The sequence below is a fragment of the Streptomyces luteolifulvus genome (assembly GCF_008806595.1).
GTDB lineage: Bacteria > Actinomycetota > Actinomycetes > Streptomycetales > Streptomycetaceae > Streptomyces > Streptomyces luteolifulvus.
The window spans coordinates 139,660-152,299 of sequence record NZ_VZRB01000001.1 but is presented as its reverse complement, the minus strand read 5'-3'; the positions used below and the strand labels follow the sequence as shown (position 1 = coordinate 152,299).

8 protein-coding genes are annotated in these 12,640 nt (G+C 70.8%); all 8 read right to left on the bottom strand.

Going from position 1 to position 12,640, the window contains the following annotated elements; translation table 11 throughout:
- Positions 1-19 precede the first annotated feature (19 nt).
- The 8 genes from F7R91_RS00730 to F7R91_RS00695 all read right to left on the bottom strand — a co-directional run bounded on the left by F7R91_RS00730 (position 20) and on the right by F7R91_RS00695 (position 12,613).
- Entirely contained in the window at positions 20-556 is a 537-nt protein-coding gene (locus F7R91_RS00730; protein ID WP_150943323.1) for a phage baseplate assembly protein V, read from the bottom strand.
- Between the two features lie 84 nt (positions 557-640).
- On the bottom strand, positions 641-1,780 hold the full coding sequence (locus tag F7R91_RS00725; protein ID WP_150943321.1) for a hypothetical protein: 1,140 nt from the start codon (positions 1,778-1,780) through the stop codon (positions 641-643).
- Positions 1,773-2,138 (bottom strand): hypothetical protein, encoded by a 366-nt coding sequence (locus F7R91_RS00720; RefSeq protein ID WP_150943319.1) that lies wholly within the window; start codon positions 2,136-2,138, stop codon positions 1,773-1,775. Before F7R91_RS00720 ends, F7R91_RS00725 begins: the two co-directional genes overlap by 8 nt.
- A 10-nt stretch (positions 2,139-2,148) precedes the next feature.
- Positions 2,149-2,829 carry a hypothetical protein gene (locus tag F7R91_RS00715; RefSeq protein ID WP_150943317.1) on the bottom strand — a complete coding sequence of 227 codons (681 nt, stop codon included), beginning with the start codon at positions 2,827-2,829 and terminating at the stop codon, positions 2,149-2,151.
- Positions 2,830-2,883: 54 nt separating this feature from the next.
- Positions 2,884-3,447, bottom strand: a complete 564-nt coding sequence (locus tag F7R91_RS00710; RefSeq protein ID WP_150943315.1) for a HEAT repeat domain-containing protein — start codon at positions 3,445-3,447, stop codon at positions 2,884-2,886.
- Positions 3,448-3,462: 15 nt separating this feature from the next.
- The gene (locus tag F7R91_RS00705; RefSeq protein ID WP_150943313.1) at positions 3,463-10,200 is read right to left on the bottom strand and encodes an eCIS core domain-containing protein; all 6,738 of its coding nucleotides are present in this window, start codon (positions 10,198-10,200) and stop codon (positions 3,463-3,465) included.
- Positions 10,197-10,475, bottom strand: coding sequence for a hypothetical protein (locus tag F7R91_RS00700; protein WP_225320484.1), 279 nt, complete (start codon positions 10,473-10,475; stop codon positions 10,197-10,199). Before F7R91_RS00700 ends, F7R91_RS00705 begins: the two co-directional genes overlap by 4 nt.
- Positions 10,472-12,613 (bottom strand): ATP-binding protein, encoded by a 2,142-nt coding sequence (locus F7R91_RS00695; protein ID WP_225320483.1) that lies wholly within the window; start codon positions 12,611-12,613, stop codon positions 10,472-10,474. The genes F7R91_RS00700 and F7R91_RS00695 overlap by 4 nt, the downstream gene beginning before the upstream one ends.
- Between the last annotated feature and the right edge of the window lie 27 nt (positions 12,614-12,640).

Here is a 12,640-nt window from a genome sequence, read left to right as displayed (position 1 = left end):
TTCTTCGATCCCCCGTCTTCTATCGCTTCGAGAGCACGGTCAACTGGCCCTCGTTGATGGTCACTTGCTGTCCGCGCAGAACGATCTCGGCGCCCGCGCCAGTGGCGATGACCACGGCCTCCTTGGTGATGCGGATGTAGGCGCCGCCCTGGGCCTGGAGCAGGATTCCCTGCTCGACGCCGGGGGTGTCGTTCAGGACGACCTTGTGCGCCTGCGGTGTCTGGACGACCACCGGCTTGTTCGGCGCGTTCGCCTGCAGCTCGCGGCGCGCGTCGGGCGGCAGTTCCTCGGCGGCGCCGTACCAGCAGCCCGTCCAGACCGGGAAGCTCGGGTCGCCCTGCTCGAACTCCACCCAGACGCCGGCGCCGGGCGGCGGCACGACGAACTGCCCGGACTCCGGTCCGGTGAACGGCAGACAGGGCAGCGCCCAGGTGGACGGCTCGTTGCCGAGAACGTCCGGGACCTCGACGGTGATACGGCCGATGCGCAGCGGGTCGTCGTTGTCCACGACCCGGCCGCGGAACTTGCCGAGGTAGCGATTACTGGGTGCCGCCATACTGAACTGCTCCTGGTCCGTTGTCTGTTAGGTGTGCCGCTGCCGCGGCGCCTGCCCGGCCCATGGGGGCCTTGGCGTGCGCCGCTACGGCCGGACGTGGTCGCTGCGCGCCTCCAGTCCCTCCCTGGAGAGGGTGAAGTTCTGCTGGAAGGAGCCCGGGCGCAGGCTGTGCGTCACGGACTTGACGTAGTAGTCGCCGTCGTACGCCCGTCCGGCGCCGCGCACACCGACCAGCCGGCGGGGCTGGAGGAGATAGCCGTGCCGGTTCACGTCGAGCGACCCCGAGCCGGAGACGACGTCCGCGGAGATGGCGGCGCGGGCCAGCAACTCCGCCTCGGCCTGGCCCCGTTGCTGCTTGGCGGTGCCGGACAGCGTCCGGCGTTTGAGGGCCGGGGTGGGCCGTTTGCCGAGCGGCGGGCGCAGCGGGCTGATCGGCGGCTGGGGCAGCAGCGTGGACTGCCGGGTGCCGGGATCCTGCCAGCGGGCCTGCGGCTCCTCCCGCGCCGTCCCGTCGTACGCGAACGTCAGCTGGTCGACGGTCGTGTTGGCGTCCATGTTGACGTTGAGGGCGTGCTGGCGGATGCCGAGGCGGACCTCCGGTCCCCAACGGGCCGACGACTGGCCCGGGTTGGGGCCGGGCTCCAGATAGAAGGTGTAGCCGTTCGCCCGGGCGAGCTCGGTGACGTACTGGAGGTCGGTGCCCGTCTGGTAGTGGACGCGGAGGTCCTGGTGCGGGGGCTGCGTCACCTTCTCGGTGTAGACGTCGGGCCGGATGCCGTAGTCGGAGTAGCGGCGCAGGATGGCCAGCACCCGCTCGGACGGGGGCAGATTGGGGTAGCGGGCGGTGCGCTCCTCCAGATCGAGGAGCAGGCTCAGGTCCTCGCCGGTGATGGTGAGGGTGGAGTGGCCGGGCTGATTGCTGGCGCCGACCTCCTGACGCACGATCAGGCCGTCGAAGAGCACCTCGGTCGTGCCCTTCACGGTGACGGCGACGACGAGACGCGTCTTCGGATCGAAGAACCCCTCGGGCAACAGCCGCCGGCTGATGATCCCGGTCTTGGTCAGGTCGAAGGCCAGCTGAAAGCCGCTGCGCTCCCCCGCGGTGGCGGTGATCTGGGCGGACAGCAGGGCCTGGGTGACCTCGGCCGGGACCGGCCGGGCCAGCTTCGGCCCCATGAGGAGCGTGAGGTGAACGGGGCCCTGCCCCACGGGCAGCTCAGACACGCCGGTCCCCCCGGGGAAGTCCGCCGGCGAGCGGAACATCGATGACGTTCCCGGCCTCAGCGGTCAACTCGCGTGGATCGAGTACGGGGTTGGCGTCGGCGATCCGCCACCACTGGCCGGGATCACCGAAGTAGCGCTGCGCGAGCAGATCGGGCCGCTCGCCGGCGCCGACGACATGCTCCTGAGTCTCTTCTTCTTCCAACGGCGGCAGCAACCGCCGTCTGGCGTACCGGACTTCGGTCCCGTCGGCCTGGCGGTGCACCCCGATCTCGGCGTCGTGGTAGCGGCTGGTGCGCGGGTAGGGGTGGGCGCCCGGTATCGCGCCCAGGGCGTTCTCGTACGGTTCGATGTCGGCCATGGTGTGCAGCTCAGCCCCTTCCGCTCAACGTGCCCGAGAGTCCCAGCGCGCCCAGCCCCGCGCCCCGCGCGGCGGCGGCGAGCCGCTCCTTCTGGGCGAGGTGCGCCAGATAGAGATCGGCACCGCGGTGCCCGGCGGGCAGGTCGCTGACGGTGAGGATCTTCATGCCGATGCCGAGCGAGGCCCGTATCGGATTGAGGTTGACGTCGAAGGCGGACTCGTTGACGGACAACTCGGTCAGCCGGACCGGCATGACGCGCTTGCTCCCCCAGGTGAACAGCGTCAGCGGCATCTCGATCGGGCTGATCTCGATGGTCCCCTTCTCCGACAGCCGGCTCGCGGCCCGCAACTGCGCGGTGGTCGGCTGCACCAGCATCTCGAGCGTCGCGAGCTGCGGGTGGATCCCGTCGGGCGCCGCGATCTCCAACTGGTCGGTGGCATCGATCTCGGCGGTGAACTTCCAGGTCTCCTGAGCGGGCCCCTTGAGCCGCAGAGCCTCGTTCCGGTCCCCACCGCCACTCCCCCCTCCCCCGGAGTCCCCACTGTCACCGGCGGACTGCGGACTCAGACTCCGCTCAAGGGTGTCCGGGTTGAACTGCAGCACGATGACGCGCTGGGGGGTGCCGCGGTCGGGGTCGATGACGACTATGCCGGAGCGGATGGGTTTGGGGATGTCTGCGTAGCGGGTCACCGCTGGTCCTCCAAGAGCTGGTCCTGAGGGAGAGCCGACGCAAGGCGACGCATGTCAGTTCCCTTCGGAAAGTCCGTCCAGCAGGATCTGGGCATTTCTGCGGACATGCTCCACGGGGTCGCCGTCGCGCAGTTCTCCCACGAGATCGACAAGACCGGGATGCGGGAAGTAGCCCGTGGCAATGATCACGGACTGGCGGACTCCGGCATCGCTGTCGCGCGCGGCGGTCCCAAATTCACGGATCAGATCGTCCGCGTCTGCCTCAGTAGCAGAAACCGCCGCAGCGAAGACAGCTCTGAGCTTCTCGTCCCTGGTGCTCGCCCCGCGCAGGTCGGCCAACGCCTCCCGAGCCGACCAGACGTCGCAGTCCTCACGAATCTGTCGAGCAATCTCCGCGCTGCCAGGTCCGTGCAGCGTGAAATACCGGGTACCGATGGGCCGGTCATCCACCAAATGGATCTCGGTTTTCCGATCCAGCGTGACCCAGCTGTCGACATACGCGCCGGCCTCTTGGATCTGAGCCTTCTTCAGAATCCAGCCCCGCTGCATGGAAACGAAATCAACATCATCCGAGGTGCAACTCGGCTTGATTACCAGTCGCTCAGTAGTACCCGTCATTGTGGTGCCTCTCGCTCATTCCAGTCCGTAGAACCTTAGCAGGAACTCCCTGATGAGATTGCGCGCCTTTTCGGTGGCATCTTCCTTGTTGTCGAACTCGATCCCGTCCAGTTTCATCCTGGCCAGTAGCCACCTTTCCGCCAACTCACCCTCACGTTGCTTCAACTCCTCACGTTGCGCCTTGCTTCCCTTCAGGCCCTTGGTCTGGCCTTCCACTTCCTCTTGCTCAATTCCCTGGGCCGCCGGCGCGGCACCCACCATCGACATGGGGAACCGGCCGCGCCCACCCAGACGCTTCCCTTCGTGCTCGGCGAATGCCTGATGCGGAGTCAGGCCGCCCCGGTCAGGACCATAGGCGAGGAGATCGGCGGTCATGGCGGCATAAGCGAGGTTGGTCGGATTGCGGTGGGACTCACGGACGAACATGAGCCAGTGCGCATTCCTCACCAGCCTGGCCTGATCCTCCGTGAAGCCCTCGGGAGCCTTGCCCTCGAGAATGTAGGACCGCAAGCCTGCCGCGAACCGCGGACCAGACAGGCCTACACTCTTCAGACTGTCCTCTGGCTTTCTGCCAGAGGCAGTCGAAGACTCCTTCTTCTTCCCTTCGGTCAGGTGCTGGTATTTACCTATCCCCTGCGTGACCAGATTGGTCACACCCGTTTTCTGCTGTTCCTTGACCCGTTCCTCGTTCTCGCCGATATCATAGAGTTCCATCTTGCCCCAGCTGACATCGTACGGATCCGCAAGCACCGGGTCCTCGCCGGGCCGTGAAACATCAAGTTGCTCACCGCGTTCACGGAGATACCGCACTGCCGCCGGGATATGCGGGCCGCCGTTTATCCGCAGTGGCTCGTCGATTCCACTTCGGTCGTCAGCCGACTGCGCTTCATGCTTCTCCCGGCGCATTTCCCGAGCGGCTGCGACCACATCGTCACGGTCAAGAACTTCATTCGTGACCTCTCTGACAAGCACTCGCAGTTCGGCACCAGACAGCTGATACCCGTCCTCCGCCTTTCCGGTGGGATTCAGCGTGGCCGCCACCTCGAAGGCAGGAGACCCATGTCGCGCGAGACTCGTCAGGCGATACCAGGTCCGCATTCCCTTGAGCGCGCCGTCGAAGACTCGCTCGTGGACCGACCTCCGGAGCATGCCGCCGATCTTCGGGCGGATACGCGCAATTATCTTCTGGAGCCGTGCGTCCTTCGAATCCTTCGAGTCCTCGTCCTTCTTGCGCTGGTCCTTCTTGTCCTGCTTCTCCTTGTGCGGGTCCCTGTCCTTGTCCGGGTGCTTGTCCTTGGGGCCCTTGCGCTTGGGGTCCCGGTCCTTGGGCTTCTTTCCGTCCCCGTCCTTAGGCTTCTTCGGCTTCCTCGGGCTGCTCTCGTCGCCGTCCTTGGGTTGCCTGCCGTCCCCGGACTTGGCGTCCTTCGGGCGGTTGGGGCCGTCCTTGTCGTCCTTGGGCCTGGTCGGGCGCTCGTCCTTCGGGCGGTTGGGGTCGCGGTCGGGGCGACTGCCGTCCTGGGGGCGGTCGTTGTCCCTCGGGCGCTCGGAGTCCTGGTCTCGGCGCGGCCGGTCCTTGTCCCTGGGGCGGTCGGGGGTCGGCCTGTCGTCCCTCGGTTTCGTCGGAGTGTCGCGGTCCGGGCGCGGGCGGGTGCGCGGGGTCGCGGGCTCCGTCGGGCGGGAAGCCGGGCGGTCGGGCTGGGGGCGGCCTCGGCCGTCCTGGCGGCCCGGGCCCGACGGGGGGCGGCCCGCGGAGGGGCCGGTGGGCCTGGGGCGGCCGGCGCCCTGGGCTGTGGGGGCGGGCCTCGCCGGGGACTTGGCGGACGGGCGGTCCGACGCGGTCTGATGCTCGGAGCGAGCCCCGTCCCGGCGGCCGCCCTTGTCGTCGGAGCCGTCGGCGCCCGGACCGCGACCGCCACCCCCCTTGCCCTTGCCGCCCAGCTTCGCTGCCACGTTCTTCAGGCGGCGGCCCACCTTGGCGACGTACTTTCCGATGCCGGAGAGCAGGGCCTGGTACAGCACCTCCAGCAGCGCGACCACGCCCGCTGCTACCGCCTTGGCGAAGAGGATGCCCGCGCCGCCCATCCGGACGGCCTTGAGCCAGGCGAGGACCGCGCCCAGGGAGCGGAGGATGGCGCTCAGCGCGCCCCACGCCGTGCGGATGGCGTCGATCACCGCCATCACCCAGCCCGCGCCCGGGATCAGCTTCGCCACGACCTTCGTCAGGACCAGCTCGCCGATGATCAGCGGAAGTTGCGGGACCACCGCGTCCCACGCCTCCTTGACGATCTTGTCGAGGCTGTAGCCGCCCTTGATCAGCTTGTCGATGATCGCCTTGGGAACGCCGATGATCTCCTGGATCTTCTCCTGGAACCAGGCCTTGACCGCCGAGGAGACCTCGCGGAACAGATGGTTCTTCGCACCGTCGACCGCCGAGTTCTTCGCGCCGCCGAGCCAGCCGCCGGGATCGGAGAGGAAGTCGACCGCGATGAGCATCCACGCGCCCAGCGCACTCAGCAGCTTCGACGCGAACTCCAGGACCGCCTTCACCGCCTCCACGACCGCCTTGAGCGCGGCGAGGAGGGCCTTCTTCAGCACGTCCAGGATGCTGCTCAGCAGCCGGCCGATGGCGTTGAGCAGATCCGTGATCGCCTGCTTCAGTGCCTGCGCCAGCCGGTTGACCAGGGCGATCGCCGCCGCGATCAGGTCGGTGATGAACTTCCGGATCCGGTTGGCGAGTTCGATCACCGCACGCACCATCGCCAGCGCGAACTCGATCAGGTCCTTGATGAAGTTCTTGATCGCCTCGACGATGTTCTTGCGGGCGTCGTTGATCCAGCGCTCGACCGTCTGCTTGAAGGTGCGGATGAAGCCGACGACCGCTTCCCGCGCCGCCCGGATGACCCGGACGATCGCGTTCTTGATCTCGATGACCTTCTGTTTGATCCAGTCGAAGGCCTTGCTGACCCAGTTGCCGGACTCCTGGACAGAGGCGTCCCGCTTCTGTTCCGCGTCGCGTTCCGCCTTGTCGCTCTCGTCCTTGATCTTCTTGTCGCTGTCCCCCTTCTCCTTCTCGACGTTGTCGTCGGTCTTCTTCTCCTCGTCGTCGACGTCCTTGCGGACCTTGTCGTGCCGCTCGGTCTTCTTGTCACCAAGGCTCTTGAGTTCTTCGTCCTGCTCCGCGCGCCAGCCCTCGCGCTGGGCGGTGACCTCGCCCATCGCCTTCTCGCGCTCGCCCGCCTGCGACTCGGTGTTCGTCGCGATCTCGGCGTCGACCTTCCGCTTGTGCTTGGCCTGCGCGTCGCGGAAGTCCCGGTCCTTGGCCTGCCGGCCCTCGGAGACACCTTTCTGCCCGTCGGAGAACGCCGCCTGGAACTGCGGCCCCCGCTCGTGCTCGGCCACCTCAGAGGCGGCTTCCGGGGGTACGGCACCGGTCGCCCCGCCCTCGGCCGCCACTCCCTGACCGCCGCCCTGCTGCCCCGGCACCTCCGCGGTCAGCTGCTCCTTGGGCGCGTTCGGGTAGACCTGGTCCTCGCCCATGCCCCGGCCGGCGTCGTCCCGGCCGGTCTGGACGGTCTCCTGCCCCTTGGCGTCGACGTGGCCGTCCTGCTCACCGGTGGTCTGCTCGGCGGCGCCCTTCATCTGCACGCCGGGCGCGTTGCCCGCCTGGGCCTGCTTCAGCGCCTCGTCCTTGGTCGGCAGCCCGGCGAACTTGGCCGCCAGCTCCTGGGCGTCGACCTCGAAGCCCAGCCAGCTCGCCACCTTGCCGATGCCGAAGCCCAGGGCCATCTTGAACGTGTCCCAGCCGCCCGGCTCCTCGGCCTTCTCCGCCTCGATCTGGCCCTCGGGCTGCTTCTCGCCGGTGACCTTCGCGTCCTCGCGCTCCGGCTCCTGCGCCTGCTGGGCCGGGTCCTGCGCATACTGGGCCGGTGCGTCCGTCCTCGGCCTGCCCTGCAGGGTCTGCGGCGCGCCCGCCGGCCGCTGCATGGCGGGCGGTGCGGCGGCCAGCGTCTTGTGTTCGTCGCCGACGGTGCGGTCCACCGCACCGCTGACACCGCCCATGGCCTGAAGTGCCTTGTGCGGCTTGAGTTTCGAGGCGGTGGCAAGGCCCGCCTCCGGGGAGACGCCCGTGAGGTTCGGCGCGGGTGCGGAGTCCTTCTTGCCTCGGGCGGCCGGGCCGGAGGCTCGGCCACCGCCACCACCACCGCCCGCGCCCCGTCCACCACCACCGCCCGCGCCCCGTCCACCGCCACCGCCGTGTGACGCCGAGCGGGCGGTGGGTGCGGATGCCGCCGTGGGCTCGGGGGCGGTCTCCGGTGCCGCCGCCTTCGACGCGGGTGCGGAGGCCTGCTCCTGGGGAGCAGGCGCGGACCTCGGCGCCGGAGCCGCCGTACGACCGCTCGGTTCGGCCGGGGACTCCTGCGCCCCGCCTCCCGCTCCGGACGAGGACCCGGACCCGGACCCGGCGGACGGTGCGGGCGCAACCGGCCCGCCCGAGCCGCCCGTCGGCATGTCCTGCCCGGCCGGCGACGAACTCTGTGCGTCCGCCGAGGCTCCTGTGCCGCTCGCCGTCTCCTTCGCCCCGGTCTCCGACTGCGCCGCCCGGCCGGCCGTGGCCTGCTGGGACTCCCTCTCCGGCGCGGCCGACGCCTTGTCTCCGGCGGCGTCGGTGCCCTTCTCCTCCTTGGCGGCCGTCTCCTTCGCCGCGCTGCCGCCCTCGGACTTGGCCTCCGCCTTGCCCGGCGCCTCCTGCACCGTGGTCTGCGCGGCGACCGGCCCGGCCTTCGGGTCGTCACCGCTCTTCGGGTCCCTCGACGCGGAGGTCGACGCGGGCGGACCTGCCGTCGTCTGCTCAAGTGCCGGGCCGCTCAGGCCGGTCGAGCTCGCGGGGCCGCCCTCGGTCTCCGGAGCCGACGACTCCGGTTCCGCGGCCTCATCCGATGTGTCCTCCTCGGGCTCCGCCTCCGCGGCCGCGTCCTCGGCGTCCTCCGCCTCCCGCTCGACCTGCACCTTCTCGGCCCTGGTCGGCGGCGGAGCGGGGAAGGAGGGGACCGCCGGGGTGGCGGAGGACGACGGGTCCAGCTGGTCCGCGGTCGGTACGGCGGACACGTCGAGGTCGTGCTGCGGAAGGAAGTCCTCGGGCTGGAGCTTGGTGTCCCAGGCGCTCGGCTCCCCGCCCCCGACCTCGACCTCCGACTCGCTGCCGGAGCCGAACGGGTCCTCGTCCGTCTCCTCCTCCGGGCCGCCGAGATCCTGGTTGCGTGCGCCGTCGAGCGTGCTGAACGCACCGGGCAGCTGAGTGTCCTTGCCGGACGCGGCCGGTGAGCCCTTGGGCTTCTCCTGCCCGCGCCTGTCCTCCTGCTTCAGCTGCCGGCCGGCCACGGCGGCCTCGGCGGCGCCCGCACGGTTTCTGGCCGCGGACTCCTCCTTGCTCGCGGCCGGAGTCTCCTGCCGCTCACGGGCCTCCTTGCCGCCCTTCTCCTCGCCGCCCTTCTGCTCCTTGCTCCCCTTCTCCCCTGGCTCCCCCTGCTCCCCCTTCTCTCCCTTGCCCGACTCCGACCCCGTGGCCTGCTGTGTCCCGCCCTGCTGTCCGGCGTCGGCTTTCTCGCCGGCTGCCGGAGCCGGAGCCGGAGCCCCAGCAGGACCGCCGGACGAAGGCGAAGTCGCGGGGGCCTGCGAGGCGGAGGCGGAGGACGAAGGGCCCGCCGCCGAAGACCGCCCCTGCTGCGCCCCAGCCAGATCGGCCCGACGTTCCGCCGGACCGCCGTTGCGCGGAGTACTGCCGGGCGCGCCCTCCTCGACCGCCCGCTCCTTCTCCGGCCCGGGCGCCGCCCCCGGCCGCTGCTCCTGCGTCCGCCGCTCCTCCGCGTCGCACCGCTCGTTCTCGCGCTCGGTGCGGAGCTGTTCGGCCGTGTCGGGCTCGATCCGCGGGGCCTCCAGCGCGTCCCGCTCCAGACCGTCGTCGGCGAAGTCGTCGTACGCCTCGATCTCGTCGACCATGTCGAGCACCCGGTCGTGCTCGGAGCCGAGCAGCCGGTGCTCCAGACGGGCCAGTACGCCGTCGAGCAACTCGTCGGGCAGCCGGGCGAGTTGCTTGCGGGTGCGCTGAGAGAGGTCCTCGGGGTCGCCGCGCAGGGAGCGTACGACCGAGTTCGCGAGGCGGTCGACGAGGGTCGCCGGGTCGATCGCCTCCATCCGGTTCCGGTCCGCGTCCACGGTGGCGTATCGCAGCCAGCCCGGGGTGGCCTGCCCCTCCTCGACCTGCGGCGCGGCCTTCTGGTCGGCGGCCGGTTCGGCTCGTACCAGATTCTGGGCCGCCGACTCCGCCTCCCGCTCGACGGCCTGCTGCGGCAGGCTCACCGCGCCGAGTTCGCGGCCGGCCCGCAGGGCGCCGAGGCCGTGCGGGTTCTGCACGGTGTGCAGCAGCTCGTGGGCGAGGAGGCGGCGGCCCTCGTCCGTGCCGGGCATGAAGGCGCCCTCACGGAAGAAGACGTCCTGGCCGACCGCGACCGCGTCTGCGCCGAGCAGTTCGGTCAGCTGCCCGGCGTCCCGGCCGGTGTGCAGCCGTACCCGGCCGAGGTCGTGACCGAGCTGTTCCTCCAACTCCCGCCGTACGCCGGGGTCCAGCGGCTGTCCGGCCCCGCTGACGATGTTCTTCGGCTCGGGGGTACGGGAGTTGGCGGCCCGCTCCTTGCGCCTGCGACGGCGCTGTTCGGCCGCCTGCTCCGAACGGGCCTCTTGATTCTGGGAGTTCACCGGGTCACCTCCCCGTGTCCGCTCAGCCCCTCGTGCACCGCGCGCGCCAGTTCCTGTCCGAGGCGTCGCGCGGACAGTCCGGCGGGCAGGGAGGCCAGGCCGGACAGGGTGTCGACGCTCAGCGCGCCGTCCGCGGCGAGCGGTACGCCGTGTTCCCGGACCAGCCGGGTGAGCTCGCGTTCGAAGGCGGCGGAGACCCGCTCGGGGTCCACGCGGAAGCCATGGAGGGCGAGTTCGCCGATCTCCACCCGGACCGTGTCCGGTTCCCTGTTCACACCCACCCGCGCACCTCCCCCGGGGTCAGCGAGCGTTCGAGCTTCAGGTACTCGGTGCGGGCCGCAGCGAGCATGTGGCGCATCTGGAGCGGGTCGCCCTCCTCGGCTGCGAGGAAGGCCCCGGACAGCGCGATGTTGCGGATCGAGCCGCCTGCGACGGTGAGCTGGGCGAGGAGAGCCGGGTCGATGTCCTTGACCGGGGCCTGCGCGGGCAGGACGCGGCGCCAGATCTCGGCGCGTTCATGCTCGGCCGGGAAGGGGAAGTCGACGACGAAGCGGATGCGTCGCAGGAACGCCGTGTCCAGGGCCTTCTTCATGTTGGTGGTGAGCACGGCGAGGCCCCGGTAGGCCTCCATCCGCATCAGCAGATAACTGACTTCGAGGTTGGCATACCGGTCGTGGCTGTCCTTCACCTCGCTGCGTTTGCCGAACAGCGCGTCGGCCTCGTCGAACAGGAGGAGCGCACCGCCGCGTTCGGCGGCGTCGAAGACCCGGCGGAGGTTCTTCTCGGTCTCGCCGATGTACTTGCTGACCACCTGGGAGAGGTCGATGACGAACAGGTCGAGGCCGAGCTCCCTCGCCATGACCTCGGCGGCGAGCGTCTTGCCGGTGCCGGAGCCGCCGGCGAACATCGCGGTGACGCCGAGGCCGCGGCGCAGGGTCCCGGCGAAGCCCCACTCCTGGTGGACGGTCGCCCGCTGCCGCACATGCGCGACGATCTCCCGCAGCACGCGCGTCTGCCGCTCGTGCAGGACGAGGTCGTCCCAGCCGGCCTGCGGCTCGATACGGCGGCCCAGCTGATCCATGCCGATCCGGGCCTCGTCGAGGCCCGCCCGCCAGGCGAGTTCGGCGGCGTCGAGCTCGTCCTCGTACGGCAGTCGGTGGCGTACGGTGGCGGCGGCCGAGCGGACGACATGCGGCGGCAGCTGGAACTGGGCGACCAGCGAACGGAGTTCGCGGTCGTCGAGGTCGGCCACCTCGTCGAACGCATCAGTCCAGAGGGCGAGTTGCTCCTGGTCGTCCAGACGCGGCACGCTCACCCGGGCACCGTGCGGCCGGTCCGAACGCAGCGGGTCCTCGCTCGACACGACGACGGGCACGGCGGCCCCGGCCAGGAACGCCTCGGTCGCCGCCCGCTGGTCGCGGTCCAGCTCGCCCACCTCGACGAGCAGCGCGGCGGGCAGCAGGATCGCCTCGCGCTGCCAGAGCCGGGCGAGCAGGTCGCGCTCCGCGGGGCCCGCCGGGATGTCCTCGGCGTTCATGGCATAGAGCCCGAGCCCGGAGCGGGCCGCCGCGGCGGCGGCGAGGTCGGCCCGGCTGCGCGGGTCCTGGCCGGTCACCTCGACGAGCGGCGGCGTGCCGGGGCCGGCCACCGTCGTCCAGCCCTCGGCGATCCGGGTGGCGGCGAGGTCGTACGAGGGTGGCAGCGTCTCCGGCACCGGTGTGCGGCGCAGTTGGCCGTGCAGCCGGGCGTCCAGGTAGGGCGAGCCGAGCAGGAAGTGCAGGATGCGCTCGTCGAGCCGGAGGCGGGACGTGGTCAGCAGCGAGTCGTCGGCCGGCTCGACGATCCGCCAGCGCCGCAGCGGGGCCACGGGGGTGAGCGCGCTCCAGTGCGGTTCGTCCAGCGCGGCCAGCGCGAGCGAGAAGGTCGGGTAGGCCCGCTGGGGGTCACCGCAGGCGGCGGCACATCGGGCGGCGGCGGTCGGCTCCGTCTCCTGAGCGGCGGTGAGCAGGACGAGGTCCCGCTCGAAAGGGGTGAGCCCGAAGCAGGCGGCGAGCGCGTCGAGGGGCGCGGTACCGGGGCCTCCGGCGGTCAACAGGTCGGCACCGGAGGCGGGCGGCGGGTCGAAGGCGCCGGGAGCGTCGGAGGGACCGGGACCGGGGGCACCTGCGGTGGCCGACGCATCGGAAGCGGTGGGGGCGGGGGCCGCGCCGGAAGCGGCAGGAGTCACGGCGGACGTCGCGGTGCCGCCGTGCGGGCCCGCACCCTCCGCCCCCGCGGCCGGAGACCCGTCCGATGCGGCGTGCGCCGCGCGCGCCGCGTGCGTGTCGACGCGGGCCAGGACGCGGCGGATCTCCGCGGTCAGCGTCGTGCCGCCGTGCCGAGCGTGCGCTCCGTCCGGCTCGTGCGTCCCCATGCCCTCACCTGCCCCCGTCCGTGCCAT